The sequence below is a fragment of the Prevotella sp. MGM1 genome, from assembly GCF_002933775.1.
Lineage (GTDB): Bacteria > Bacteroidota > Bacteroidia > Bacteroidales > Bacteroidaceae > Prevotella.
Genome location: NZ_BEWV01000203.1, coordinates 14,176 through 39,495, shown reverse-complemented (window position 1 = coordinate 39,495; position 25,320 = coordinate 14,176). Strand labels below are relative to the sequence as shown.

Genomic DNA, 25,320 nt, shown 5'->3' with positions numbered 1-25,320 from the left:
ACGCTATTTTACGCCTGTTAAGTCTCACGTTACTGTCGCTCGCTATTCCGGTTTACAATCATTATTTTATCTGTTTCAAAGCCAGCTTGACCACCATCTCCACCGGAGCGTCAGGGTTGGCTTCGAGTATTTGCAGCACCACTTTCTGCGATGGCGCAGGTGCGAAACCAAGCATCGTGAGTGCACCAACAGCCTCATCTTTCACCTTATTGTCAACAGGAGCCGTAACGGTGCCGCCCACAGGTATTTCACCCGTGATGCCGAGAGCCACTATCTTGTCGCGCAAATCCACTATGATGCGCTGTGCCGTCTTAAGACCTATTCCTTTCACGGATTTAATCATCCGCTCATTGCCAGTGGATATGCTGTCACACAGTTCCGAAGGACTTAGTGACGAGAGCACCATGCGGGCGGTATTGGCCCCCACACCGGACACGCTGATAAGCAACTCGAACAGCTCACGCTCTTTCTTCGCGGCAAACCCGTAAAGCACGTGGGCGTCCTCACGTATGGCTTCATACACATATAACTTAACATCGTGCTTGCCCTGAATGGCACTATAAGTATTGAGAGAGATACTCAGACCGTATCCCACCCCGCCCGTCTCAATCGTGGCAAGAGCGGGGCTAAGCTCTGTAAGCTCGCCTTTGATGTATTCTATCATTATTATAATTTTACGTATATATACATTTCTTTAAACGACATCACCCGTCTTTTTATTGTATCGCCATACAGCGAAAGTTGGAAAAGAGACTTTAAAGAGCACAAAAGGCCTTTATACCGACCACGCAAGCCAACAGTTCGGATATGAAATCAATAAGATTATTATAAACACGAATTATAACAGAAACACCACACAACAGCAACAAATTAAAACAAAACAATCCGCACCTTTATTTTTAAGTGCTTATTCATTACGGTTTCTGCGGTAAAATACGTATTTTTGCACAGTAAAAGAAGTATAAACATCAAACAACAATACGAACATGAAAAAGATAAGAGCGGCCGTGGTAGGCTACGGCAACATCGGACAATACACAGTACAGGCAATAGAGGCTTCGGAAGATTTTGAACTGGCAGGCGTAGTGCGCCGTAACGGGGCTGAGAACAAACCGGCCGAACTGGCAAACTACGATGTGGTCAAAGATATCACAGAATTAAAAGACGTAGATGTAGCGATACTTGCTACCCCGACACGCAGTTGTGAGGAATATGCAAAAAAGATATTACCGTTAGGAATAAACACGGTAGACAGTTTCGACATACACGGAGGCATCGTAGAGTACCGCGCCAATCTCATGGAAGTGTGCAGACAGAATGGCACTGTGGCTGTGATTGCCGCCGGATGGGATCCGGGCTCAGACTCAATCGTGCGCACACTGATGCAGAGTCTCGCACCGAAAGGATTGTCGTATACCAATTTCGGCCCGGGCATGTCCATGGGACACAGTGTCTGCGTGCGCTCGAAAGAAGGCGTCAGGAACGCCCTTTCAATGACCATTCCGCTCGGCGAGGGTATACACCGCCGTATGGTATACGTTGAACTCGAGGATGGCGCAAGCCTCGACGAGGTGACAAAGGCAATCAAGGCCGACCCGTATTTCGCCAGCGACGAGACACACGTTTTCGCTGTTGAGTCGGTAGACGCTGTACGCGACATGGGACACGGCGTGCACCTCGTGCGCAAGGGTGTCAGCGGAACCACACAAAATCAGCGTTTCGAGTTCAACATGAGCATCAACAACCCCGCACTGACAGCTCAAGTACTTGTCAACGTAGCCCGCGCGTCGCTTAGACAACAGCCCGGATGCTATACGATGATAGAACTTCCTGTGGTAGACATGTTGCCCGGAAGCCGCGAGGAGCTCATCGCACATCTGGTATAAAAAGAGGATAAAATTGAGGCCAAGACGCTGTCTATTTATATTAAAGCAGTCGCAGAAATATCTCTGCGACTGCTTTATATTTTTCTGTAATTATAATTTATCCATAATGAAATGACTGCGCTCTGTTTAGTTTATTATGGTCATTATACAATGGAGCTTAAAATCCATGTCATGACATAGATTTCAACAACAAACTTGTACAATTACAGATTGTTTATAAAAGCAAAAAAAGATAATGTTATACGATTTATCATATTTTTTAATTAAGTTTGCAGCGGATTGCAAACCGACGACCTACAGGTCAAAAACAACAGATGCCGTAATCCCCAAAGCATATCGGCAGTAATATAAGGCGTATTAAGAACTCACATAAGAAAACGTCCGGCGGATAATTAAAAATCCATTCATCCACAAAAGGACATTGCCCATCTTTCGAAAAAACAGAAACCATCAACAAACAGGCTGCACGGCCTCAAACGGAATACGAAACAAATCATAAAACAAAAAAAGACAATGAAAAAGAAAAAAGCATTAATAACAGGACTGATGGCGCTATCCCTCATGTTCTCTTCTCCGGCTATGGCCGACTACGGAAAGTATTACCAGAACCTACCGGTGAAAGTAAACCAAGTAGCCGAGTTCACCATACCTTCAAACACAGTGAGTATCGAGGATTTCGGCGGTGTGGGCGACGGCGTGGCACTGAACACGGAGGCTTTCGCCAAAGCCATTGACGCGCTGGCGGCAAAAGGTGGCGGGCACCTGACCGTGCCGCAGGGCATCTGGCTGACAGGTCCCATTGCACTGAAAAGCAACATTGACCTGCATATAGAGAAGAACGCAATCATATATTTCTCACCGGACAAGACACTTTACATAGACAAGAACCCTAAAGCGGGACGTGTGCTGCCATGCATAGGAGCCACACGGTGCAAGAACATAAGCATCACGGGCGAGGGAATTATAGACGGTAACGGAGCACAGTGGCGGCCGGTAAAGCGCGGCAAGGTGAGCGATACGGAGTGGAAGCGGTTTAAGGCCATGGGCGGTGTGGAGCGCCAGAACGGCAGCCTGTGGTATCCGTGGGACATGAAGTCTGGCTATGCGAACATAGCCGACACACCCGAGAAGCAGGAAAGCAAGCGTAACGACATCTTCAGGATTAACCACTGCGAGAACGTGATGCTGAAAGGAGTGACAATACAGAACTCACCGAAATTTCACGTACATCCGTTCAACAGCCGCAACATAATCATTGACGGCATCACGGTGCGCTGTCCGTGGAATGCGCAGAACGGCGATGCCATAGACTTGAGCGACTGTCACCGGGCACTGATAGTCAACTGCACGGTGGATGCAGGCGACGACGGATTATGCATGAAAAGCGGCGACTATAAAGATGGCGCGCTCGTGAACGGTTGCGAGGACATAGTGATAGAAAACAACACGGTGTTTAACGCCCACGGCGGATTTGTGATCGGCAGCGAGGACATTTGCGGAATGAAGCGTATCGTAGTACGTAACTGCCGGTTCGCCGGCACGGAAACGGGCCTGCGGTTCAAGAGCGGAATAGGCCGTGGCGGTAAGACGGAAGACATATATATAAGCAACATCGTAATGACCGACATCACAGGCGAGGGAATAATATTCCAATGCGACTACGTGAACCGGCCGGCCGGAGCGAAAGACGACGGCAAGGCAAGTCATCAGAAATTAGAAAAAGTGCCTGAATTTACCGACATCCATATATCTGACATTATATGCCGAGGTGCCAAGACGGCAATAGCGGCTAAAGGTATCGAGGGTCTGGACTGCGTACACGGCATAACGATAGACAACAGCACATTCGTATACGACAAGACGGGGCTGGACATCGACGAAAAAACCGCCCAACTGAAGCTCACGGGAGTAAGACTGGTTGAAAACAAAAAGTAAAACGATAAAAACGGCTTTGCAAATAAACCGACATGGCTTTCTCGACATTTGAGAAAGCCATGTCGGTTTTTCGTAAAAATGAAGTACGTTTTCAAATAACGGACAGTTTCCACACCACGAAACCACTATCAACCCTGTGCGTTCGCCGCCGCTTCCTGCAACATCTCATTCACGGTGGGGTGAGCGTGGATTATATATTTAAGCTGTTCGAGAGTGGTGTCGCGGCACATAAGCGCGCCTATCTCCTGTACCATGTCGGCCGAATGGGCTCCGAAAGCATGACAACCGATTATGCGTCCGCCGCTGTCGGCAATCAGTTTGAGCATGCCGTCCGGCTCGTTCATGGCCAGCGCCTTTCCGTTGGCACGGTGATAAGCCTTACGGCATACGTATGAAAGTCCTTGTTCCTTGCAGTAATCCTCACTGACACCAACGCTTGCAGCCTCTGGATTGGTGAACACGGCAGACGGCATGATGTCGAAACGTATGCTGTCCGACAGCCCGAGAATGGCATTTACAGCCCTGATACCCTGCATCGTGGCGGCATGTGCCAGCATACAGCGGCTGTTCACGTCGCCGACGGCATATATCCCGTGGATGTTTGTCGTCATGTTGTCGTCTGTCGGTATTCCGTGCTGACTGTATTGCACACCCGCCGCTTCGAGATAAAGTCCCTCTACATTCGGCTGCCGGCCGGTGGCTATCAGTATCTCATCGGCCTCCACGGTCTGAGCCTTGCCCTTGCGTTCGAAAGTGACAATGCCCTTGGCTACCGATGTGACCGCCGACTGCATGAAAAACTTCACTCCCTTGCGGGCTACGGCCTTGCGGAGCCGCCCCGCCACATCGCTGTCTATCATAGGAAGACACTCTTTCAGATACTCGACAACAGTCACCTCACTGCCGAAAGAGGCGAAAACAGACGCAAATTCCATGCCTATCACACCAGCACCGACTATACACAGCCTGGCAGGGATACGGTCTACGGCAAGCAACCCGTCGGACGTAATCACAGCATCGGCATCGAGCGACGGTATGGCCGGCATTTTGGGACGCGCCCCAGTGGCTATAATAATATTGTCGGCCATATACTCTTCATTGCCGACTGCCACGGTATGTGAGTCATTGAAACACCCCCGGCCGCGGACAAACGTTATCCCCGGCTTCGCCATCAGATACTCGACACCTGCACGCAACTGCTCCACAACTTTGGCCTGACGCTCCTTTACAAGGCCGAAATCAATGTCGTATGCCATGTTGGCAAACCCAAGCGCCTCGGCATCGCGCAGGGAATCTATAAGTTCGGCGTTGCGGCAGAGCGCCTTCGTGGGTATACAGCCCCGGTTAAGACATGTCCCTCCGGCCTCATTCTCCTCTATCACGACCACTTGCAGACCATGAGCGGCTGCGTATTCGGCGGCCCGGTATCCTCCCGGGCCGCTGCCTATGATTATCAAATCTGTCTTCATAGCTGAAATATTTGCGTGTGTACGTGTTTCACTCTATGCTCCGGAACACATTTGCCGGTAGGTGACTACAGGATGCTTGGCTGCCAGCACGTCATCGACACGACCTATCGGAGTGCTGTGCGGAGCGGTCTTTACCACATCGGGGGTCTCCCGTGCCTCCACGGCTATACGACGCATCACATCTATGAACCCGTCCATCGTCTCCTTGCTTTCGCTCTCCGTAGGCTCTATCATGAGGCTTTCATGAAACAATAACGGGAAATAAATCGTCGGGGCATGGTATCCGTAGTCAAGCAAGCGCTTGGCAATGTCCATCGTCGTCACACCTGTAGACTTGTCCTTAAGGCCGTCAAACACAAATTCATGCTTACACAGGCCGTCGATGGGAAGCTCGTAATCATCCTTAAGAGATTCTTTTATATAATTGGCGTTCAGCGTGGCAAGCGGCCCAACATACTTGATGTTCTCCCGTCCGAGGCTGAGTATATAGGCGTATGCACGCATCTCTACCGCGAAGTTGCCGTGATAAGGACTCACCATCGGCATAAACTGTTCGAGACCGTGGCGCACTCCCACCGGCCCGGCACCAGGCCCGCCTCCCCCATGAGGCGTGGCGAATGTCTTGTGCAGGTTGATGTGCATCACATCGAAGCCCATATCGCCGGGCCTGCACGCACCGAGCATCGGATTGAGATTTGCCCCGTCATAATACATCAGCGCTCCGCAGTCGTGCACCAAAGCGGCAATCTCCGGAATACTCTTCTCGAAAAGCCCGAGCGTATTGGGGTTAGTCATCATCATCGCGGCTATAGTGTCATCAAGGAGACCTCTCAAATCATCTACATCGACAGTGCCGTCGGGACGGCTTTTCACCTCGACAACATCAAGACCGCACACTGATGCCGACGCCGGATTGGTGCCATGAGCGGAGTCCGGGACGATGACTTTCGTCCGCTTGACGTCTCCCCTACTCTCATGATATGCCCTAATGACCATCAGTCCGGCCAGCTCGCCGTGCGCTCCGGCATATGGCTTGAAAGTAAACGCAGCCATACCGGTGATTGCCTGCAACGCCCTCGACAGCATACCGCACAAAGCCTCCGCCCCTTTTACCGTGCCGTGTGGCTGAAGCGGATGCAGATTGGCGAACTCAGGCATTGCCGCCACCTCCTCGTCTATTGCCGGATTATATTTCATGGTACAACTACCCAACGGATAAAAACCGTTGTTCACACCAAAATTATTTGCACTATGATTGGTATAATGCCTCACAACGGTCAATTCATCGCACTCCGGCAGGCGGGCATCTTCCTTGCGCCGCATCTCCGACGGAACCTTATAGTCTCCGAAACGGTTCCTGGACAGCGAATAACCGCGTCTTCCTTCTTGGGAAAGCTCAAATATCAGGCTTCCATATAATCTGTTGTTCATATCCTAAAATGTACTTTCCTGTTGTTATACTACTTCCACAAGCCTGTCTATCTCTTCTTTTGTGCGTTTCTCGGTGACGGCAAACATGATCGTGTCGCCCGCCACCTTTACGCCTCCAAAGAAGCCGGCGGCAGTGAAACGCTCCTGCAGTGAATCGACATCGCCATCATAACGCACGCAAAACTCGTTGAAGAACGGGCGGTCATAAGCAAGAGAGAAACGTCCGGTAGCCATGAGACGGTCGCACAGATAGTGCGCTCCGGCATACGACAGCTCGGCCGCCTCACGCAGTCCTTGCCTGCCCATCACAGACATATAGACGGTGGCAAAAAGCGCCATGAGACTCTCGTTTGAGCATATATTCGACGTGGCTTTCTGCCTTCGTATATGCTGTTCGCGCGCTTGCAGGGTGAGAACGAACGCCCTCTGCCCGCGATTGTCTTTCGTAAGGCCGACAATACGGCCGGGCATCTTTCGTATCAGCCTCTCCGTGCAGCACATATAACCGACATACGGGCCTCCGAACGCCATCGGTATGCCAAGGCTCTGGCCGTCGCCGACAGCGATATCGGCTCCCCACTCACCCGGCGTTTTAAGAACGGCGAGGTCTGCCGCCACGCTGTTCATTATCAGAACCGCTTTTCCCGAATGCACAGTTTCGGCATATCCGGAATAGTCTTCCACCACACCGAAGTAGTTTGGCTGCTGCACCAGCACGCCGGCGACACCTCCGGCAGCCATCTTCCGCTCTAAATCGGCCTTGTCAGTGGCACCGTCCACGGAGTCTATCATCTCTATCCTTATACCTTTAAAATGTGCATAAGTACGCACTACGGCAAGTGTTTTCGGATCAACGGTAGACGATATGAGCACCTTATCGCACTTCTTGGCCGCGGCGACAGCCATCATCACGGCCTCAGCCGTGGCCGTAGTGCCGTCATACATGGAAGCGTTTGAAATATCCATGCCAGTAAGTTCGGCCATCATAGACTGGTATTCGAATATATAATGCAGCGTGCCTTGAGATATTTCGGCCTGATACGGGGTGTAAGACGTGAGATATTCGGAACGGCTGACAATGGCCGGCACCACGGCAGGAGTATAATGGTCATATACGCCCGCACCGGCAAAGCATGTCAGTTGCCTGTTCTGTGAACCGAGCGTGGCAAACAAACGGCGCACATCAAGCTCACTCATGGCCTCGGGCAATTCATAATCGCCTTTGAAACGTATCTCATCAGGCACCTCGGCGTAAAGCTCTTCAAGCGAAGTGACACCGATTTTGGCAAGCATATCCCGAATATCGGAGTCTGTATGAGGAAAATATTTGTAACTCATTGTTTCAGTATTTGTAACTAACAGATTGAAGATTTACAACTCATCGGCCCTGAACCGGCAGGCCATAGATCAAGGTTTTAAAATTCCTTGTCCACGCCTATCCGCTCCCGGCACCGCGATCGGCAAATCATTGCTTGATAACCTGCGGTCTATGAGCCGACGCATATCATGCCATCGGCTCATAGACCGTAATTATTCGCAAAACTCTTCGTATGCCTTTGCATCCATGAGGCTGTCGAGTTCGGCCTTATCCGACAACTCAACCTTTATTATCCAGTTCTCGTATGCATCCTTATTGAGCAACTCCGGGGTATCGTCGAGCGCCTCGTTGACCTCCACCACCGTACCGCTCACAGGCGAGTTGAGGTCGCTTGCGGCCTTGACACTCTCCACTGCACCGAACTCTTCGCCCGCCGTCACCTCGTCGTCTGCCTCAGGCATGTCCACGTAAACCACATTACCAAGCGCATGTTGCGCATAATCCGTAATGCCTATATAACCGAAACCGTCTTCCACTCTCACATATTCGTGCGACTCCGAGTAATAGAGTCCTTCAATAACTTTTGCCATATTGTTATGTTTTAAATTTATATTTTGCTTGTGATTAACCGTATTATTTCTTGTAATGCTTGTCGTAGAACTTCTTTTTCACGACCTTGCCAGGAAACGTCTTTTTGCGAATCCGTATCTCCACAGGTGTATCGAGGGCGGCGTAATCCGAATCGACGAGTGCCATGCACACGCTCTTGTCTGTCGAAATGGTGTGGTATCCGGTCGTCACCTCACCTATCCGCACACCGTCTTTGAGCACCTCATATCCGTGACGGGGTATCGCCTTGTCGGCAAGCTCTATTCCTACAATCTTTTGCCGCACGCCACCGACTTTCTGACGGAGAAGCGCTTCACGGCCGATAAACCCTTCCTTGTCGAGCTTACAGAAGAAACCGAGACCGGCCATAAGCGGCGATATGTCGGCAGAAAGCTCGTCTCCGTATAGAGGAAGCCCGACCTCGAAACGCAAAGTGTCGCGACATCCGAGTCCGCAGGGCTTGCAACGTCCGCTCGCCATCAGCTTGTCCCACTGCTCACGTATGAAACCGTGAGTGCCGTATATTTCAAAACCGTCCTCTCCGGTATATCCCGTGCGGCTTATTATGATATCAAGCGAAGACGCGGCTGTATCCGCCTCGCTTCCGTCGGCAGCCGCAATGACTTTCGATGTATAGAAAGACAGTTCTTTACAAGGCAGTCCGAGAACTTGCTCGACCACCTCTTCCGACCGAGGTCCCTGTACGGCTATCTGACCGTAATGCTCCGACATGTTGCGTATGTCGATGTCGAAACCCTCAGCCTGACGTACCATCCACTCCCAGTCCTTATCTATATTGGCGGCGTTTATCACTATGAAAAAACTGTCACCGCCCATCTTGTATACCAACAGGTCGTCCACCGTTCCGCCGTTGTCGTACAGCATCATGCCATAGAGTATCTTTCCGGCCGGCATTCCGGTAACATCGTTGGTGAAAATGCGGTTCACATAGCGTTCGGCATCAGGGCCGTCAACCATCACTTCGCCCATGTGCGACACGTCGAACACACCGCACGCCGTGCGCACGGCGTTATGCTCGTCTTTTATATCGCTGTACTGTATAGGCATGTCGAAACCTCCGAACGGACTTATCAATGCCCCGAAAGCCACATGCTTATCGTAAAGACATGTTCTTTTGTTTTCCATATAGTTGTTTTAATTAGTAGTTCCTAAATTAATTATGCAATGGCGATATACTTGTACCACCGGTCTTTCATCTCCCTTTATCGTAACCAATCTCCGAGCGCAAGCGCCGCCATACACAGTTCCGGACCTTTATCACTTTGACATCAACAGCTTGACAAGCTCTTCCCGACTCAGATTCATCACCACGTCTTCCGTATTTCGGGGAAGGGCGGCGGTCAGTTCCTCCGCTGTCAGCCTTGTTCCTATGAGCGGGGCTATTAACATTGAATCCATATCACCTGTCAGAAAATAGTCGCCCACGATGTTGACGGCCTTTATAATGTCGTTTTTCAATTCCATCCGCACCTCCATTTCGCCAACGCCCTCTATCCTGCCGCGCCGCGTCACGGTATATCTCGGGTTGTTCCCGTATATGAAATCATCCGACAGATAACCGCGTTCGATGTGTTCAACAGCCGAAACGTCGCTCTCGGTGAGCGTCACGCGGTTCTTGCACAGATTATCCCGCACGAACAGTTTGAACTCATCCATATCCATACCGATATGGTCTTTCAGCAACGCTATACGCTGACGGACACTCCGCACCCCTTTGCTCAGCAGTTTCCCGTCCGTGGGAGTGATGCTTCCCACCATGTTTTCCATGTCCGTGTCATACAGCATGGTACCGTGAACGACGCTCCGTCCCGGGAGTTTGTAGAATGCGTTGCCCGACACTTTGCGGTCGCCTATCATTATGTCATTGCGGCCGTTGGCCCTGGCATCAACTCCGAGACGGTTCAGCACCAGCACCACCATATTTATATATCGGTTGAATGTGAAGCCCACATTCTCCTCGCTCGTGATGTATGAGAACATTATGTTTTTCATATCGGCATACACGCACCCGCCTCCACTCTTGCGCCGGTATGTCCTTATGCCCCGGTTGCGGCAGAATTCGAGATTGACCTCGTTCTCTATCAACTGATTACGGCCGAAAATAACACTCGGTTCCACCTGCCACATGAAGAAGAAGTCACGCTCATCCATGTGCCGTGCCACATATTCCTCCATCGCCAGATAGAAAGAAAGCCTCCTCACCCTATCGTCGGGCAACTCCACGTATATCATGATTCCACAGTCATCAGGTTATTCCGCCATAAACAACGGTTATGCAAATATATGAAGAAAATATGTAAAATCCAATATTAATGTGATTTTTTTCAAAACAAAAAACGGGTCGCCGCATGTCAACGCCCCCGCGGTATGAGCGGATTTATGGTAAACCAACCATGCGCCTGTCATTATTCAAAAAACCAGTCGGGTGGCCGTTTGCATGCAAACGGCCACCCGACTGGTTTTTATATTAAATCTTTATCCTCTATTCTTATTCCTCATCGTCTGCCCAGAGGTCGAAGCTATGGTCCTTTGACAGAGCCGACGGACCATCCACAGGTGTCGTATTGAAGATATTATCGCCTTCGCGTGGATCGGAAGCCGCAAGCAGACAATTCTCCACGTTCAACACACACACTTCTATCTCGGGTTTGATATATTTTTTCATTTCTTGTTTCCTTTCTTTAAATTGTTTCTTATTTTGATTACGCTTTCTTGTTGTTTCAAAAAGGTTTACCGGCTCATCACTTGAATATAACCTTCTTTCCGTTCATGATGTAGAGACCTTTTGCGGGAGCGGCCACACGCTGTCCGTTGAGATTGTATATCTCGCCTTTCTCTGCCGTTGCGGCTTTCACGTCACTGATACCGCTTGTACCGCCACCGATTCCGAAACTTAGGAAACGGCCTTTGGCACTGTTGGCCGGCACTTCTATATAGCCTTTGCCGGCCGGGATTGACGTGCCGGTCTGTACGGGGTAGAATCCCACGCCGTTGTCACCGTTAGCCACGATATAATAGCTGTTTTCGGTCGTCACGGGCACTTCGGTTTCAGAAGATGCCATAAGACTGGTCGCAGCCGTAAACACTTCCGTAGTAGTGGGAATGTCATACGCTCCGGCGGCCTCCGCCCCTACTACCACAGTCTGTCCGGCCTTCACCTTGTCTGTCTTCACAAGTGTCACGGTTGTCTCGCCAACCTCGCTCACGGTATACGCCGTAACGTCTGTACCGGCAAAGTCGAGATCGGTATTTGCCACACAAGTGGCGAACTTGGCATCGGAGATTGTGACAGTCTGAGAAGGCTCTATCACATCAAGAGCGATAACAAAACAAACCTGCTCGCCTGTATTTGCAAATGTAATTTCACCTGAGACATTATCCAAGGGGAACACGCGCATATCCGGATTTGTCAGATAATCTTTCTTGTCACTATTGGCTCCCATCGGCACTTCATTGACTATTGATGTCAAATCCTCACCGTTCACTTCTCTCCATCCTGTGGTTCTTGTTCCGCTTGCGGCGTTGATGAAACTGTAAAGGGTCAGCTTTGTTGCCTTTATCCCTTCGGGAAGTCTCAAAATGGTCTGTGCTCCGTTTGAACCCTTAATAGCGGTGCGAGTTTCATTATTGGCCATAGTAACCTTAGCGTTAGAACTGCTCCAAGTCTTGCCGGATACATTCAATATCAGCGAATATCCCTCTGCCGGATCACCAGCACGACCTTTTAATGTGTGAAATCCGTCAATATTCGCAGGAGAGTCAAAAGAGCCGAATCCCATGTAGATAGTCTTAGACTTCACACCTGCCGGAACCGCTGCCACTGCCTTGCTCGCGATTTCAGACGTAGTACAGCCCTCTCTCGAGGCACGAGCGTACACGGTCTTATCCTCCATCAGAGTAAAGGCACGTCCATAAGCGGTATATGTTGTTCCATCAGTACTGTATTCTATAGAAGCATTCTTGCTGGCACACATGATAGCCACAGTCCCATTATAAACCGAAATGACCGGAGCGGCTATTGTTATACCGGTACGAATGACTTGTTTCTCGGCAATAGAAGAACTCATTGTCGTTGTACCATTACCGACAGCGATAGCCTTAACTAACGTTCCGTCATCAACCGTGAAAGATGTCTCGTACTTTGTTCCGTTATCGGCAGACGGTGTCGTACCGTCTGTTGTATAATAAATACCATTTGCATCTGATATATCCGCAATCGTCACTACACCGGTAGACGCATCATAGGAAATTTCAGGAGTTGCCAACTGTATCATTGCCTCGCCCGTATATTCCACTTTAACATAGTACAGTCCATTTTCTCCGCTGCCACGGGTTATTTTATGCTCGCCAGCCGGCAAATTCTCTATTGTGTGGACTACTACTTTGTTTACATCGTCTCTCACCCCCTCTACAAGCTCTGTTCCATCGAGCTTGTTTGTCTGCACAACACCGTTACTTTCCCAAGCAGACTGGACTATCGTCAAAGTAGCGGTGGAATTGGACGTGAAATATATTTCTGTGGCTCCTTCCATTTTAAGTCCGCTCTTAAAACTTATGCCGCCATAATTTCCACCGGAAAACTTGGTATTAAAATTATGTTTTGCCGAATGGGTAAAATATCCGTCTGTCGATTGGACATCTTTACCATTATATGAAATGGTAAAAACATCACCTGCCCATGAAACTCCTATAGAGCATATCACAAGCGTCAATAAAGTAAATAGTTTTTTCATTTTGTTTTTAGTTAATATAATAAATACACTTCGATACTTTTATCATTAGGTCAGGACAAAGGTAGTTAAAATTTGACAAAAAAAAGAAAACAAATGTGAAAACATTTTACACCCACAGCCTTTTAACATATTTTCAAACATCTACCGTTTAGTCACATATTTATATATAACAGGCAAACTTACACATAAATAATAGCCAAGAAATAAAAAATGAAAGACAGAACAAAAGCATGGTAGAGAAACAGCAGTCAAAGGAAATCACGACATATACCGATAAAGAAAACCAAGCATACAGTATGTAAATAAAACATCATAAGATATATAACAAACATCCATACAGAATATTCAATATACGATGTGAATATTTATGCAAAAACAGATTGTAAGACAAACGGTTACCCATTGTTTTTTGACAGAAAAAGTAATTAAAACCGACAACCGTCCAGTAATAAAACGCAAAAATACTGTTTCGCCACAACGGGATACCCGCCATGCTGCATCGGGATACCCGTTGCTCTGCATTTAGATGCCCGTTAGAGTGCGTTTAGCATCTAAATGGAAGCCAACGAGCGTCTAAATGCAGATCAAAAAAAGGCCGAATTGCAACAAAAAAGGCCCCCGACACCAAGCGTCGGAAGCCTTAAACACCGATTACCGTCATGCCGGAATATCACACCCGAAAGATATACATACGATACGGAATACCCGAAAAACGCTATATATAAGTGTTATAAACGGCGCATTTCATGTCAAAAGCACTCTTTACAGGCAGCCCGGCTTTATCCGAATTATCAAAAATCACAGACCAGCCTGTATACACATTACCTCCACCGCTCTGCATAAATATGCACTTTCGGCCTGCGCCAAAATTGAGACACGACTGTATTCTGTAAATATTTCTCGTTATTTTCATGTTCTTTTTTTCATTTTCGACACACAAATATAGTCAAAAACACACCGAAAAACAAGGAATAACACTATATAGAATGCGATAGTATTTCTCGGATATGAAGTGTTTTTCTTAACTTAGTATCAACGGTTTCGCCCGGAAAAACATATCCATTGCCTTGCGACGAAGGCTCAACCCACCGAACACCAAGGAATGACAGAATGTTTTTTTCGATTGTTGGGGATGGCGATTGAACACACAAACCGGCCTCAGGATTTTCCTGAGGCCGGCCGGTTTTATGTGAATTAATCATCTCTCTATTGTGAAGTCAAGCTGTTTCTTGTCGAGATTTGCCCGCGCCACTTTTATGCGCACGGCGTCGCCAAGCTGGTATTTATTATGACGCCTACGCCCCACAAGACAATAGTTTTTCTCGTCGAAGTCATAATAATCGTCATCGAGATCACGCATCGGCACCATACCCTCGCAGTGGTTCTCGTCTATCTCGCAGTATATGCCGTAGCTCTGTATGCCGCTGATATGGGCGTCGAACACCTCGCCAACATGCCCGGCCATGAACTCCACCATCTTGTACTTGATGGAATCGCGCTCGGCGTTCTGCGCCACAAGCTCCATGTCGGAACAATGCTCGCACAGCTCCTCATACTTGTCCTTGCCGGCAGAGCGCCCTCCCTGCTGATACTTCGTGAGCAGACGGTGCACCATTGTGTCCGGATAGCGGCGGATCGGAGAGGTGAAATGCGTGTAATAGTCGAACGCCAGTCCGTAGTGCCCTATGTTGTGAATGCTGTATTTGGCCTTCATCATAGCCCTTAGCGCCACTGTTTCTATGAGCTTCTGCTCGTTCTTGCCGGCACACTCGTCGAGCAAGGTATTGAGGCTGCGTGCTATGGCACCCTTGGTGCCTGCCGTCTTCATCTTGTATCCGAACTTGACGACAAAACCGCGCAGCGTTTCGAGTTTGGTCGGGTCGGGCTGGTCGTGCACACGATAGGGCAATGTCTTGGCAGTGCCTCCATTCTTCACCCGTCCGACACTCTCCGCAACCGTGCGGTTGGCGAGGAGCATGAACTCTTCTATCAGCTTGTTGGCATCTTTCGACTTCTTGAAGTAGCAACGTGTGGGCCGCCCTTTCTCATCGATATCGAAACGAAGTTCCTCGCGGTCGAACTTCACCGCACCGTTCTTAAACCGAGCCTCACGCAGTTTCTTGGCCAGCCGGTCAAGCTGTATGAGCATCTCCGCATTCTCGCCAGTATATCCGTCTTTGCCGGCCGGCGGCGCCGGCTCTCCCGTCCCGTCGACGACCCCGTTCTGTTCGAGAATGGCCTGCACCTCCTCGTATGCGTAGCGGCGGTCGCTGCGTATTACGGTATGCGCCAACCGCCAGCGCTTCACTTCGCCACCGTCCGTCATATCGAAAATCACACTGTATGCCAGCTTATCCTCATCGGGACGCAGTGAGCATATATAGTTGCACAGTCTCTCGGGCAACATCGGTATGGTCCGGTCTACGAGATATATGCTCGTGGCACGCTTGACCGCCTCACGGTCTATGACAGATCCTTCAGTGACGTAATGGGACACATCGGCTATGTGGACACCGACTTCCCATAGGGAGGACCCTCTCCTCGATGATTGCGTCCGTGACTCAGGGGATATTCTCCTTATGGACAACGCATCGTCGAAGTCCTTGGCATCGTGCGGGTCGATAGTGCAAGTGAACACACCGCGGAAATCTTCCCGCCCGGCAAGATCCTCATCCGTAATCACGTCTGAAATCTTGTTTGCAGCCTCTTCCACCGCCTTGGGATATTTATACGGCAAGCCATACTGTGCGAGAATGGTGTTCATCTCGACATCGTTGTCGCCATGTTCGCCAAGCACGTCTATCACCTCGCCCACGGCGTTCTTATGCTCGGCATCGGGCCATTGCGTCACCTTCACCACGGCCATGTCATCCGTCTTGCCTCCCTTGAGTTTCTTTTTGGGTATTATCATGTCGTGGGCAAACACGTTGTCGGGCATGACGAGCAGCGCATAGTCACGCTCCACCCGCAGACGGCCGACAAACGAGTCGCGCGCCCGCTCAATGATTGCCGTCACCACAGCTTCCTTGATATGGTTGGCACGCCGCGCAAGGAACGCCACCTGCACCTTGTCGCCGTCGAGAGCCGACATGGAGTTGCGCTCTGCCACGAACACCGGCTGACTGCCATCATCGGGAACAAAACTGTTCTTACCGTTCGCCTTACGGCGGAAACGTCCCTCCTGCACCTGTGTCTTTGTGTTCAGACGGTATGAGTTCTCGCTCACCTTGGTGAGAAAATCATCCCACGCCATCTCTTCCATCAGGTCGATGGCAAGCATCTTGAGCGGATGGGTGTTAAGTTTGAGTTCTTTAAATATGTACTTGAAGCTGAATGTCTTTTCCGGACTGTTCATGAAAAACTCTTGCAGAGCCTCGCACAGTTGTTTTTTAGTCATTCGCTTTCCACCTTTTTTCTTTCCCATGGTCATTATGTTTTTTATTATTCCTTAGTCCTCCGTTCCCTGCAAAGAAACAAAATTAATCCCTATTTCAGGCATTTAGAGTAATAATTTATTTTAAAATAGTATCTTTGCAACCAAATAGCTATATATAATGAACATTCTAATCACAGGCGCAAGCGGTTTTATCGGCAGTTTTGTGGTCGAGGAAGCACTGAGACGCGGCATGAACGTGTGGGCCGCCATGCGAAAGACGAGCAGCAAGAAGTATCTTACCGACAACAGGATAAACTTCATAGAACTTAATCTTGACAGCCCGGCAGAACTTGCCGGACAACTGACCGGACTCGAACTCGACTATGTGGTACATGCGGCAGGAGCCACCAAATGCCTGCGGGCAAGCGATTTCAACCGTGTGAACTACTACGGCACTCGCAATCTGGCACTCGCCATACGACAGACACAGCCGCAGTTGAGAATGTTTGTGTTCATAAGCAGCCTCAGCGTATATGGGCCGGTGAAAGACTCGCGCCCCGACGAGGACATAAAAATCACCGACACACCGGTGCCCGACACGCTCTATGCGCAGAGCAAACTGGAAGCAGAGAAGTTTCTCGACTCGCTGGAAGATTTTCCATGCGTCACGCTAAGGCCGACCGGAGTATACGGTCCGAGAGAGACAGACTATTTCATGATGGCAAAAAGCATAAAGGGACATACAGACTTCTCTGTCGGCTACCGCCCCCAACACCTGACATTCATTTACGTCAAAGACCTTGTGCAGGCAGTATTCAAGGCCATAGCCAAAGGGAAAAACGGCTCCAAATACATTCTCAGCGACGGAAACACATACCAATCGCGAACGTTCAGCGACCTGCTTTGCCGCGAACTGGGCAACCCGTGGGTACTTCGGATAAAGGCTCCGATATGGATACTGCGCATAGTGACATGGATCGGAGAATATGCCGGGAGGCTGAGAGGGAAGGTGACGGCACTGAACAACGACAAGTACAACATAATGAGACAGCGCAACTGGCGCTGCGACATCACTCCGGCAAAAGAAGAACTGGGTTACAAACCGGAGTACGACCTTGACCGTGGAGTGACCGAAGCCGTGAAATGGTATAAGGAAAACGGATGGCTCTGATACCTGACAGCCAACACCCTCACTCACGACACTGCACTTTTCCACCCACAACCAAACAAAATGAACAATCTTTTCAAAATAGAGAAAAAGCCGAAGAAAGGACTTCTCGCGGCTGAATGGGCAGCAATGGCATATCTTGTGATAACACTATTGCTGATGTTCTTCACATACACGAAGCTCACCAACCCCGAATCCATGCTATGGGGACGTGTCAGAATATTTGCCATCACGATTGCGCTATGGGGCGTATACAGGATGATACCGTGCCGAATGACCAGGCTATGCCGCATAATAGTGCAGATGGCACTGCTCTCATGGTGGTATCCCGACACGTATGAGTTCAACCGCATGTTTCCCAATCTCGACCATCTGTTCGCCGCATACGAGCAGTACCTGTTCGGATGCCAGCCCGCACTGCTATTCTCTCAAGTGTTCAGCAACGGTGTGTTCAGCGAGCTGATGTGTCTCGGGTATGCAAGCTACTACCCGCTGATAGCCGTAGTGACAATGTTTTATTTCGTGCGGCGATACAATCAGTTTGCCAGAGCGTCGTTCATAATACTCGGCTCGTTCTTCATCTACTACATCATATACATAATACTGCCGGTAGCCGGTCCGCAATACTACTACAACGCCGTAGGACTCGATCAGATAGCACACGGTGTGTTTCCCGATGTCGGCAGTTTCTTCGCCGCAAACCAGGAGGCACTCGCCACACCGGGATACACCGACGGTATGTTCTATCAGATGGTGGTAGACGCGCACAACGCCGGCGAACGCCCCACGGCGGCATTCCCAAGCAGTCATGTAGGAGTGACGACAATACTCATGATACTGGCATGGGACAGCCGCAATCGCCGGATGTTCTACTGCATCCTGCCGCTGTACATACTGCTGTGCCTGTCTACCGTATATATATACGCGCACTATGCGATAGACGTTTTCGCCGGCTGGGTTTCTGCCGTGGCCATCTACGCCCTGCTTTATTTCGGATATAACAAGTTTGTAGGAAAAGAATAATATGACGTTCGAGTTTTTTTTACGTATCTTCATAGCCGCCATACTTGGCGGACTGATAGGCCTTGAAAGGGAATACAGAGCGAAAGACGCCGGCTTCAGGACCCATTTCCTTGTGGCTTTGGGCAGCGCGCTGTTCATGATTTTGTCGCAATTCGGATTCGACACATCACTGAACCTCGACAGGACGGCATCGCTCGACCCGTCGCGAATAGCGTCGCAAGTGGTGACGGGCATCGGATTTATAGGTGCCGGACTGATTATATTCCAAAGAAACGTGATCCGCGGGCTCACCACGGCTGCCGGACTATGGGTCACATCGGCTATCGGACTGACATGCGGAGCGGGGCTTTACACACTCGCCTTTGCCACTACGGCTCTCGTCCTGCTGTGTCTTGAGGTTCTGAACGTCATCATGCGACGCCTGGGGACGAGGAACATGTCAATCACCCTGCAATCTTCTTCAAAGGAAAACCTTAAAGAAGTGACCGCCCTAATCAAGAAGGAATGTGTGGAACTATATACATACAATATAAAAGAAAAAGGCAGTGCCAATGAGAAGAAGTACTGCATAACGATCGAGCTGAAAGTGAAAAGAGTAGTATACGACAGTTGGATGAACGGCATATTGAACGAACATGCCGACATCGAGATTGTAAGCATGGAGTGACCGAAGAAAAGCAGCCGCGCCTGATTGGCGGCCTGACGAGCATATCCAGGCACAGTCAAGACATAACGGAGCCATTGGGATAACGTGAAATAAATTATATTGCTTGTAAATATAACTTATTTCACGTTGTACTTTCGCTGGATAGCATTTGAACCAATCTTATATTTCGTGGTGATGTCTGTTTCCCCACGTTGTACTTTCACAGAAAAAAGCATTGGAACCTATCCCGAAGGCACTATTTGCAACGCCTGTACCACTCGCGAAGAGCGCCACGTGCCACGCCCTTTCTCACCGCATCGTCGAGAGCACGGCGGGCTTCGGCTTTCTTGCCAAGCCGCAAAAGCACATCGGCACGTGATATGATATAATCGGTATTGCCGGGAGCAAGGCGCAGGGCCGCGTCCCAATCATACAGAGCGGCATCGTAAGCACGGCTCTCCGACTCGAAACCGGCACGGGCGGCGTATACCACGGCGCTGTCGGGATGAAGCTCGACAAGCCTGTTCATCTGGTCCATCGCATCGGCACTGCGCTTCATTTTAACCAGTACATGAGCAAGTCCGAGACGAGCCTCCATATTCACGGGAGCCAATTTAAGAAAAGCCTCATAGTCATTCCTGGCAAGATCGTAATGCCGCAAGTGTGTGTTTGCGTAAGCACGGTAAAACAAGGCGGCAAGATTGTCCGGTTCATGGGAAAGCACCGTGCCGTATTCGTCGACGGCATATTCCCATTGTTGCAGCTCTATGTTTATAGCAGCCTTACGCAAATGCAGGTCCGATGAATACGGATATGAGGCTATTTGCCTGTTAATCACAGACAGTGAGTCCCGCCACCGGCCGGCTGTCTGTCCGCAGACAGACAGCGACAGCGGCAACAACACTGTAATAATAACAAATATTCTACGCACGTCAGGCTTTGGTTATATAGTCTGCAATCCATGCACCGACATCACTCGTGCCATATTCGGCCCCGCCATCAACCTGTATTTCCGGAGTGCGCACATTGGCGTCGAGCGACGCGTCGACGGCACGGCGCACCAACGCGCCCTCCTCTTTAAGGTCGAAGTATTCAAGAAGCATGGCGACGGAAAGTATCTGAGCCAGCGGATTGGCTATATTCCGCCCCTTGGCTTGCGGCCACGAGCCGTGGACAGGCTCGAACACCGGCGTGCTCTCACCGGTAGAGGCCGACGGCAACAGTCCCATTGAACCGGAAATGCAGCTCCCCTCGTCTGTAAGTATATCGCCAAAAGTATTCTCTGTGACCATGACATCAAAGAACTTAGGCTCAGCTATCATTCGCATAGATGCGTTATCGACAAACATATAGTCTACATCCACATCAGGATACTGCGGCTCCATCTCCTTGGCTATTTGTCGCCAAAGACGGCTTGAAGCAAGAACATTGGCCTTGTCGACAACAGTAAGGTGGCGATTACGACGCCGGGCATATTCAAAACCCACTTTAAGGATGCGTTCTATCTCGGGACGAGTATAATAGTTGGTGTCGTACGCCTTGTCGTTGTCCTGATATTTCTCACCGAAATACATTCCGCCGGTAAGTTCACGGATGCAAATAAAATCAGCCCCTTCAACCAATTCCGGCTTTAACGGAGACTTATGCACAAGGCACTTGAACGTCTGCACAGGACGGATATTGGCAAAAAGACCGAGTTTCTTTCGCATGGCAAGCAATCCCTGCTCGGGGCGCACCTTGGCCGTGGGGTCATTGTCGAACTTAGTATCGCCGACAGCTGCGAACAACACGGCATCGGCATCACGGCAAACGCGGTATGTATCTTCGGGGAACGGGTCACCGACCTCATCTATCGCATGCGCACCGCATATAGCCTCTTCATACTCTACCTCATGTCCGAACTTACAAGCGATGGCATCCATCACCGCCACGCCTTGCTTCATTATCTCAGGCCCGATTCCGTCTCCGGGCAAAACCGCTATCTTCAATTTCATAATATCGTTGTTTTTTGTATTTATTCCTATCGGATATGTATCCATTCTCACTGTAAGTAATATCCGGCTTTACCGCTATTTTTGATATTGGTTGCTTATAAAATATCGGTTATCCGCATAAACAGCACTCATTAATCAGTAAAAGCCCGAATAGATGACATCTGCATTTACATCAATTGCCATCCTCCTCTATCATGTTGAGCATCTTTATTGTCGCCTTGATGGCCGCTTCCGTCTGGTCGGCGTCAAGTCCGCGCGTGCGAAAGATCTTCTCTCCGCTACGCCATGTGATGACCGTCTGCACGAGAGCGTCGGTCCGTCCGCCCGGTGGAATGGTGACGGCATAGTTTGCCAATATAGGGAATGTCCTGTCAAGGGCATCCTTATATATCTTGCGCAAAGCCTTCACGAATGCGTCATACTGTCCGTCGCCGGTCGATTCCCGCTCATACTGCCTGCCGTCTATCTCCACTTTCACGCAGGCGATGGGCTTCAAGCCGTATGCCGATGACACCATGTAGCTCACAAGCTTGACCTTGTCCTCAGGGGTAGTATGCTTCAGCACATCGCTTACAATGAAAGGCAGGTCTTCACGTGTCACAATCTCCTTACGGTCGCCAAGTTCCGTTATCCTCCTCGTCACCTTACGGGTCTGCTCGTCGGTCAGCTCGAGACCGAGTTCCTGCAGGTTCCGCTCGATATTGGCGTTCCCGCTGGTCTTTCCCAAGGCATATTCCCTCTTCCGCCCGAAACGCTCCGGCACAAGATCATTGCAGTAAAGATTGCTCTTGTTGTCACCGTCGGCATGCACTCCGGCCACCTGCGTAAACACATTCTCACCGACAATAGGCTGATTCGGAGCCACCGCAATACCTGAATAGCCTTCAACCAAGCGGCTTATATCATTCAGTTTACCCTCATTGATGCTTGTCTTTGCCTGAAACTGGTCTTTCAATATCACCTGGACACTCGACATCGGGGCGTTTCCGCAGCGCTCGCCAAGCCCGTTGACCGTGACATGCAAGCCTCTTGCACCACTGAGAACGGCAGCGAGCGAGTTGCTCACCGCAAGGTCATAATCATTGTGCGCATGGAAATCGAAGTGCTTTTCGGGATAACGCTTCAGCATCTTCCTGAAAAACTCAATGACCTGCAAAGGATTCATTATGCCGAGAGTATCCGGCAACATGAACCGCTTTATGGCCGTGTCCCGCAGCGCGTCCATCATCATATATACATACTCGGGCGACGATTTCATGCCGTTGCTCCAGTCTTCGAGATACAAATTTACACTGATGCCCCGGCTTGAGGCATAATCTATCGAGCGTTTTATCTCGTCGATATGCTCTTCGGGCGTTTTATGGAGCTGATGCGTACAGTGGCGCAGCGACCCTTTGGCAAGCAGGTTGATAACCTTTCCGCCGCAGTCGGCAATCCAGTCGATAGACAGTTTGCCGTCCACAAAGCCCAGGACCTCCACCCGTTCTATCATGCCTATCTGCTTGGCATAGCGGCAAATCATCTTCACAGCCTCCTTTTCGCCCTCTGAAACACGCGCTGACGCCACCTCTATGCGATCCACGTTGATGTCTTTGAGCAGCATACGGGCAATGACAAGTTTCTCATGCGGAAGAAAAGACACGCCGCTGGTCTGCTCACCGTCACGAAGCGTACAGTCCATTATCTCGATAAACGGCTGTATCCCCCGCCGTCTGTTCACTTGTTGCGCTTTTCCCATCCCTCGATTCTATCCTTGTTCTGTATGAGATAGTCGATATCGTCAAGCCCGTTCATCAGGCAATGCTTCTTATATCCGTTTATCTCAAACGTCTCTCTCCTGCCCGTCGATTTGTTGGTGACTGTTTGCAGAGGCAGGTTCACTTCCACTTCCGTTTTCGGATCGGTGCTTATAGAGTCGAAAAGCTCTTCGAGAAACGACTCAGAGACAACCACAGGAAGCACGAAATTGTTCAGTTCGTTGTTCTTATGAATATCTGCGAAGAAACTGCTTATCACCACCCGGAAACCATATCCCGCAATAGCCCATGCCGCATGCTCACGGCTCGAGCCCGAACCGAAATTCTTGCCGGCCACGAGTATACAACCGCCGTAAAGCGGATTGTTCAGCACGAAATCGGCCTTTGGCGACCCGTCTTTGTCATATCGCCAGTCACGGAAGAGGTTTTCTCCAAATCCTTCCTTATCAGTCGCTTTGAGAAAGCGTGCCGGTATTATCTGGTCTGTATCCACATTTTCAAGCGGAAGCGGCACGCATGTGCTTGTTATGATGTCAAATTTCTGTTTCATTGCCTGTTCTTACATTAGTGTTCGTGGGTCTGTTATTTCTCCTGTCACCGCCGCTGCCGCCGCCACGAGCGGCGAGGCGAGTATAGTTCTTGCGCCGGGTCCCTGACGTCCCTCGAAGTTACGGTTGCTCGTAGACACGGAATATTTGCCCGCCGGTATCTTATCGTCGTTCATGGCGAGACATGCCGAGCATCCAGGCTGGCGGATTTCAAACCCCGCCGCGGCAAGAACGGCATCAAGCCCCTCCTCCCGTATCTGCTTATCCACAGCCCAAGAACCCGGCACGAGCCATGCCGTGACACCCTCGGCCTTATGTCGTCCACGCACGATAGACGCGAAAGCACGGAAATCTTCGATACGTCCGTTGGTGCATGCTCCGAGGAACACATAGTCAATCTTGTGCCCGACAAGTTTCTCTCCGGGAGCAAATCCCATGTAATCGAGCGATTTCGAGAACGAAGCCTTACCGGCCTCGTCTATCTCATCAAGCGTGGGTATAGCCTCGGTGATGCCCATTCCCATACCGGGGTTGGTGCCGTAAGTCACCATCGGCTCTATGTCAGCGGCATTGAAAGTCAGTTCCCTGTCGAACACGGCATCGTCGCCACTCTTCAATGTCTTCCAGTATTCCACCGCCTTGTCCCACTCTTCGCCTGCCGGGGCATACTGACGTCCTTTGATATACTCGAAGGTTGTGGCGTCGGGGGCGATAAATCCGCCACGGGCACCCATCTCGATAGAGAGGTTGCAGAGCGTGAGACGACCTTCCATTGTCATGTCTCTGACCACACTGCCCGCATATTCGATAAAATATCCCGTAGCGCCCGATGTTGTGAGACGTGCCATCAGATAGAGAGCCACATCCTTGGCCGTGACTCCCTTGCCGAGCGTTCCCTCTATATTGATGCGCATCGACTTCGGTTTCTGCTGCAATATGCACTGGGATGCCATAACCATTTCCACCTCGCTCGTACCGATGCCGAACGCCACGGCACCCATAGCGCCATGCGTCGAAGTGTGCGAGTCGCCACAGACAATGGTCATGCCGGGCAGCGACAATCCCTTTTCCGGTCCCACCACATGGATGATACCGTTATCGGGCGACATCATTCCGTAGTGTGTCAGCCCGAACTCTGCCGCATTTGCCGCCAGCGTGTCAACCTGTTTTTTAGATACCGGGTCTTCTATAGGCTTGTCCTGGTCGTGCGTCGGCGTGTTATGGTCGGGCATGCAGTATATCTGCGCCGGGCGAAAACATTTTAGCCCGCGGCGGCGCATGCCTTCAAAAGCCTGAGGCGAAGTCACCTCATGACAGTACAGCCTGTCGATATAAAGTTGCGTGGGGCCGTCTTCCACCATCTGCACCACGTGCTTGTCCCAAATCTTATCAAATAATGTGTTCAT

Annotated in this window: 20 protein-coding genes; 5 read left to right on the top strand and 15 right to left on the bottom strand. The window is 50.2% G+C overall.

The features are described from left to right. Positions 1 to 61: 61 nt before the first annotated feature. On the bottom strand, positions 62 to 664 hold the full coding sequence (ruvA, locus tag MoGM_RS08465) for a Holliday junction branch migration protein RuvA (protein WP_104369642.1): 603 nt from the start codon (positions 662 to 664) through the stop codon (positions 62 to 64). Positions 665 to 986: 322 nt separating this feature from the next. Between ruvA and MoGM_RS08460 the strand changes: the two genes are divergently transcribed. Both MoGM_RS08460 and MoGM_RS08455 read left to right on the top strand, forming a co-directional pair. After that, positions 987 to 1,886, top strand: a complete 900-nt coding sequence (locus MoGM_RS08460; protein WP_104369641.1) for a diaminopimelate dehydrogenase — start codon at positions 987 to 989, stop codon at positions 1,884 to 1,886. Between the two features lie 513 nt (positions 1,887 to 2,399). Next, a complete protein-coding gene (locus MoGM_RS08455; RefSeq protein ID WP_104369640.1) occupies positions 2,400 to 3,821 on the top strand; it encodes a glycoside hydrolase family 28 protein in 1,422 nt (473 codons plus the stop codon). A gap of 128 nt (positions 3,822 to 3,949) precedes the next feature. On the opposite strand, the gene lpdA is transcribed toward MoGM_RS08455, so the two are convergent. The 9 genes from lpdA to rnr form a co-directional block, all read right to left on the bottom strand. After that, the gene (lpdA, locus tag MoGM_RS08450; protein WP_104369639.1) at positions 3,950 to 5,290 is read right to left on the bottom strand and encodes a dihydrolipoyl dehydrogenase; all 1,341 of its coding nucleotides are present in this window, start codon (positions 5,288 to 5,290) and stop codon (positions 3,950 to 3,952) included. Between the two features lie 33 nt (positions 5,291 to 5,323). Then, on the bottom strand, positions 5,324 to 6,721 hold the full coding sequence (gene gcvPB / locus MoGM_RS08445; protein ID WP_104369638.1) for an aminomethyl-transferring glycine dehydrogenase subunit GcvPB: 1,398 nt from the start codon (positions 6,719 to 6,721) through the stop codon (positions 5,324 to 5,326). A gap of 24 nt (positions 6,722 to 6,745) precedes the next feature. Continuing rightward, on the bottom strand, positions 6,746 to 8,059 hold the full coding sequence (gcvPA, locus tag MoGM_RS08440; RefSeq protein WP_104369637.1) for an aminomethyl-transferring glycine dehydrogenase subunit GcvPA: 1,314 nt from the start codon (positions 8,057 to 8,059) through the stop codon (positions 6,746 to 6,748). A gap of 192 nt (positions 8,060 to 8,251) precedes the next feature. Beyond that, positions 8,252 to 8,629 carry a glycine cleavage system protein GcvH gene (gcvH, locus tag MoGM_RS08435; RefSeq protein ID WP_104369636.1) on the bottom strand — a complete coding sequence of 126 codons (378 nt, stop codon included), beginning with the start codon at positions 8,627 to 8,629 and terminating at the stop codon, positions 8,252 to 8,254. Positions 8,630 to 8,672: 43 nt separating this feature from the next. Beyond that, positions 8,673 to 9,794 (bottom strand): glycine cleavage system aminomethyltransferase GcvT, encoded by a 1,122-nt coding sequence (gcvT, locus tag MoGM_RS08430; protein ID WP_104369635.1) that lies wholly within the window; start codon positions 9,792 to 9,794, stop codon positions 8,673 to 8,675. 132 nt (positions 9,795 to 9,926) lie between these two features. Continuing rightward, entirely contained in the window at positions 9,927 to 10,901 is a 975-nt protein-coding gene (locus MoGM_RS08425; RefSeq protein WP_104369634.1) for a lipoate protein ligase C-terminal domain-containing protein, read from the bottom strand. Between the two features lie 256 nt (positions 10,902 to 11,157). Further along, positions 11,158 to 11,334, bottom strand: coding sequence for a toxin PIN (locus MoGM_RS08420; RefSeq protein ID WP_104369633.1), 177 nt, complete (start codon positions 11,332 to 11,334; stop codon positions 11,158 to 11,160). A gap of 76 nt (positions 11,335 to 11,410) precedes the next feature. Next, on the bottom strand, positions 11,411 to 13,402 hold the full coding sequence (locus tag MoGM_RS08415) for an FN3 associated domain-containing protein (protein ID WP_104369632.1): 1,992 nt from the start codon (positions 13,400 to 13,402) through the stop codon (positions 11,411 to 11,413). 1,198 nt (positions 13,403 to 14,600) lie between these two features. Continuing rightward, positions 14,601 to 16,826 (bottom strand): ribonuclease R, encoded by a 2,226-nt coding sequence (gene rnr, locus MoGM_RS08405; protein ID WP_104369705.1) that lies wholly within the window; start codon positions 16,824 to 16,826, stop codon positions 14,601 to 14,603. A gap of 130 nt (positions 16,827 to 16,956) precedes the next feature. Here rnr and MoGM_RS08400 point away from each other — a divergent pair, with 130 nt between their 5' ends. From MoGM_RS08400 to MoGM_RS08390, 3 genes are read left to right on the top strand one after another with little or no spacing between them, the layout of a single operon-like run. Continuing rightward, the gene (locus MoGM_RS08400; RefSeq protein ID WP_104369630.1) at positions 16,957 to 17,949 is read left to right on the top strand and encodes an NAD(P)-dependent oxidoreductase; all 993 of its coding nucleotides are present in this window, start codon (positions 16,957 to 16,959) and stop codon (positions 17,947 to 17,949) included. A 60-nt stretch (positions 17,950 to 18,009) separates the two neighbouring features. After that, positions 18,010 to 18,969, top strand: a complete 960-nt coding sequence (locus tag MoGM_RS08395) for a phosphatase PAP2 family protein (protein ID WP_104369629.1) — start codon at positions 18,010 to 18,012, stop codon at positions 18,967 to 18,969. A 1-nt stretch (position 18,970) separates the two neighbouring features. Beyond that, complete coding sequence (locus MoGM_RS08390) at positions 18,971 to 19,636, top strand: MgtC/SapB family protein (protein ID WP_104369628.1); 666 nt, start codon at positions 18,971 to 18,973, stop codon at positions 19,634 to 19,636. A gap of 235 nt (positions 19,637 to 19,871) precedes the next feature. Here MoGM_RS08390 and MoGM_RS08385 read toward each other — a convergent pair whose 3' ends face one another. The 5 genes from MoGM_RS08385 to leuC all read right to left on the bottom strand — a co-directional run bounded on the left by MoGM_RS08385 (position 19,872) and on the right by leuC (position 25,320). After that, positions 19,872 to 20,546: a tetratricopeptide repeat protein gene (locus MoGM_RS08385; protein WP_104369627.1), complete on the bottom strand. Its 675-nt coding sequence runs from the start codon at positions 20,544 to 20,546 to the stop codon at positions 19,872 to 19,874. 1 nt (position 20,547) lies between these two features. Then, positions 20,548 to 21,609 carry a 3-isopropylmalate dehydrogenase gene (leuB, locus tag MoGM_RS08380; protein WP_104369704.1) on the bottom strand — a complete coding sequence of 354 codons (1,062 nt, stop codon included), beginning with the start codon at positions 21,607 to 21,609 and terminating at the stop codon, positions 20,548 to 20,550. Between the two features lie 172 nt (positions 21,610 to 21,781). Beyond that, the gene (locus tag MoGM_RS08375) at positions 21,782 to 23,347 is read right to left on the bottom strand and encodes an alpha-isopropylmalate synthase regulatory domain-containing protein (protein ID WP_104369626.1); all 1,566 of its coding nucleotides are present in this window, start codon (positions 23,345 to 23,347) and stop codon (positions 21,782 to 21,784) included. Further along, positions 23,326 to 23,916 carry a 3-isopropylmalate dehydratase small subunit gene (leuD, locus tag MoGM_RS08370; protein ID WP_104369625.1) on the bottom strand — a complete coding sequence of 197 codons (591 nt, stop codon included), beginning with the start codon at positions 23,914 to 23,916 and terminating at the stop codon, positions 23,326 to 23,328. Before leuD ends, MoGM_RS08375 begins: the two co-directional genes overlap by 22 nt. A 9-nt stretch (positions 23,917 to 23,925) precedes the next feature. Then, positions 23,926 to 25,320: a 3-isopropylmalate dehydratase large subunit gene (gene leuC, locus MoGM_RS08365; protein WP_104369624.1), complete on the bottom strand. Its 1,395-nt coding sequence runs from the start codon at positions 25,318 to 25,320 to the stop codon at positions 23,926 to 23,928.

What these genes read in the sequence shown, in the direction of transcription:
- ruvA (WP_104369642.1), bottom strand. Translation starts at nt 664, where the DNA reads ATGATAGAATACATCAAAGGCGAGCTTACAGAGCTTAGCCCCGCTCTT.
- MoGM_RS08460 (WP_104369641.1), top strand. Translation starts at nt 987, where the DNA reads ATGAAAAAGATAAGAGCGGCCGTGGTAGGCTACGGCAACATCGGACAA.
- MoGM_RS08455 (WP_104369640.1), top strand. Translation starts at nt 2,400, where the DNA reads ATGAAAAAGAAAAAAGCATTAATAACAGGACTGATGGCGCTATCCCTC.
- lpdA (WP_104369639.1), bottom strand. Translation starts at nt 5,290, where the DNA reads ATGAAGACAGATTTGATAATCATAGGCAGCGGCCCGGGAGGATACCGG.
- gcvPB (WP_104369638.1), bottom strand. Translation starts at nt 6,721, where the DNA reads ATGAACAACAGATTATATGGAAGCCTGATATTTGAGCTTTCCCAAGAA.
- gcvPA (WP_104369637.1), bottom strand. Translation starts at nt 8,059, where the DNA reads ATGAGTTACAAATATTTTCCTCATACAGACTCCGATATTCGGGATATG.
- gcvH (WP_104369636.1), bottom strand. Translation starts at nt 8,629, where the DNA reads ATGGCAAAAGTTATTGAAGGACTCTATTACTCGGAGTCGCACGAATAT.
- gcvT (WP_104369635.1), bottom strand. Translation starts at nt 9,794, where the DNA reads ATGGAAAACAAAAGAACATGTCTTTACGATAAGCATGTGGCTTTCGGG.
- MoGM_RS08425 (WP_104369634.1), bottom strand. Translation starts at nt 10,901, where the DNA reads ATGATATACGTGGAGTTGCCCGACGATAGGGTGAGGAGGCTTTCTTTC.
- MoGM_RS08420 (WP_104369633.1), bottom strand. Translation starts at nt 11,334, where the DNA reads ATGAAAAAATATATCAAACCCGAGATAGAAGTGTGTGTGTTGAACGTG.
- MoGM_RS08415 (WP_104369632.1), bottom strand. Translation starts at nt 13,402, where the DNA reads ATGAAAAAACTATTTACTTTATTGACGCTTGTGATATGCTCTATAGGA.
- rnr (WP_104369705.1), bottom strand. Translation starts at nt 16,826, where the DNA reads ATGGGAAAGAAAAAAGGTGGAAAGCGAATGACTAAAAAACAACTGTGC.
- MoGM_RS08400 (WP_104369630.1), top strand. Translation starts at nt 16,957, where the DNA reads ATGAACATTCTAATCACAGGCGCAAGCGGTTTTATCGGCAGTTTTGTG.
- MoGM_RS08395 (WP_104369629.1), top strand. Translation starts at nt 18,010, where the DNA reads ATGAACAATCTTTTCAAAATAGAGAAAAAGCCGAAGAAAGGACTTCTC.
- MoGM_RS08390 (WP_104369628.1), top strand. Translation starts at nt 18,971, where the DNA reads ATGACGTTCGAGTTTTTTTTACGTATCTTCATAGCCGCCATACTTGGC.
- leuB (WP_104369704.1), bottom strand. Translation starts at nt 21,609, where the DNA reads ATGAAATTGAAGATAGCGGTTTTGCCCGGAGACGGAATCGGGCCTGAG.
- MoGM_RS08375 (WP_104369626.1), bottom strand. Translation starts at nt 23,347, where the DNA reads ATGGGAAAAGCGCAACAAGTGAACAGACGGCGGGGGATACAGCCGTTT.
- leuD (WP_104369625.1), bottom strand. Translation starts at nt 23,916, where the DNA reads ATGAAACAGAAATTTGACATCATAACAAGCACATGCGTGCCGCTTCCG.
- leuC (WP_104369624.1), bottom strand. Translation starts at nt 25,320, where the DNA reads ATGAACACATTATTTGATAAGATTTGGGACAAGCACGTGGTGCAGATG.